This is a genomic window from Thiolapillus sp. (genome assembly GCF_048562965.1).
GTDB lineage: Bacteria > Pseudomonadota > Gammaproteobacteria > Chromatiales > Chromatiaceae > Thiolapillus > Thiolapillus brandeum_A.
Window position 1 is genome coordinate 1 of sequence record NZ_JBHNMF010001014.1, and the last position, 1,004, is coordinate 1,004.

1 protein-coding gene is annotated in these 1,004 nt (G+C 54.1%); it reads right to left on the reverse strand.

What is annotated here, in order from left to right:
* Positions 1-83 precede the first annotated feature (83 nt).
* A complete protein-coding gene (locus ACOCD2_RS21890; protein WP_293653469.1) occupies positions 84-911 on the reverse strand; it encodes a mechanosensitive ion channel family protein in 828 nt (275 codons plus the stop codon).
* Positions 912-1,004 lie beyond the last annotated feature (93 nt).

The following is a 1,004-nucleotide window of genomic DNA, read 5'->3' on the forward strand; positions in this document are numbered from 1 at the left end:
ACGCCGCGTTCGGAGGCCTACTTTGTTTTCCCTCTGGCGCAAGGCACGCCGGGAAAACAGTGCGGCCTCGCGGCTACTGGGGTCTACCAGCCTTCGCTTCGCTCTCCATGGCTGGCAGCGTCTGAACTGATGTTCTCGATGCACTCGTTCGCCACCTGGGAGTTGGGCAGCGTTACCATGCGACCGTTCAGCGTTTCAAGACGTGTACTCCTGACGCCGATCTCGCGCACAAAACCATCGTGCCCGCTGAGCAATACACGCTCTCCTACGGTAAAAGGCTTGTCCACGAAGATAGTGAAACTGCCGAAGAGGTTGGCAATGGTATCCTTGGCGGCCATGGCGAAAGCGATACTACCGATACCCAGGCTGGCCAGCACCGCACCCACGTTGTAGCCCGCATTGTTCAGGGCAATGAGCAGCGCCATGACCCACAAGGCGATTTTCATGCCTTTCTGTATGATGGGCAGCAACTGGTCATCCAGCTTGCTTTTGGAGTGCATGACCATGGGTTCGACATAGCGCCGTATCAGTGCATCCAGAATTCTGGAAATAAACCATGCAACGTCGAAAACGATAAGGATGTAGTAGGCGTTGGCAATTACCGTCTGGGCCGTGTCGGAGGTATGCAGCAGCTCCAGGGAGAACCAGATGCCGATGATGACAATGGCAAACACCACCGGTTCTTCCAGCATGTCCACCAGGATGTCATCCATCCGGTTTTTAGTCTTGCGGGTGAAGCGCTTGACCACGTGACCAATCACCCAGTAGGCCACTCTCGCGAGCACTACAGAAGCGATTATCAGTAAAAACGCCAGCATGTAGGCGCCTATGGTGTTGCCATAGTAGGTTTTCGTCAGTATGTCTTCAAACATGTCAATTCCCGATTCGTAACTACTCACCCCTATCAGCATAGAGCTGTCCCGAAAAGGCCATTTGAATGGCGACCAGCGGATTGTATCCCTGATTTGCCATGGTCTGCAGGTAACTGGAGATGCGGCAATAGG

Excerpts from the sequence above, each read along its gene's own strand:
- ACOCD2_RS21890 (WP_293653469.1), bottom strand. The coding sequence starts at position 911 with ATGCTGATAGGGGTGAGTAGTTACGAATCGGGAATTGACATGTTTGAA.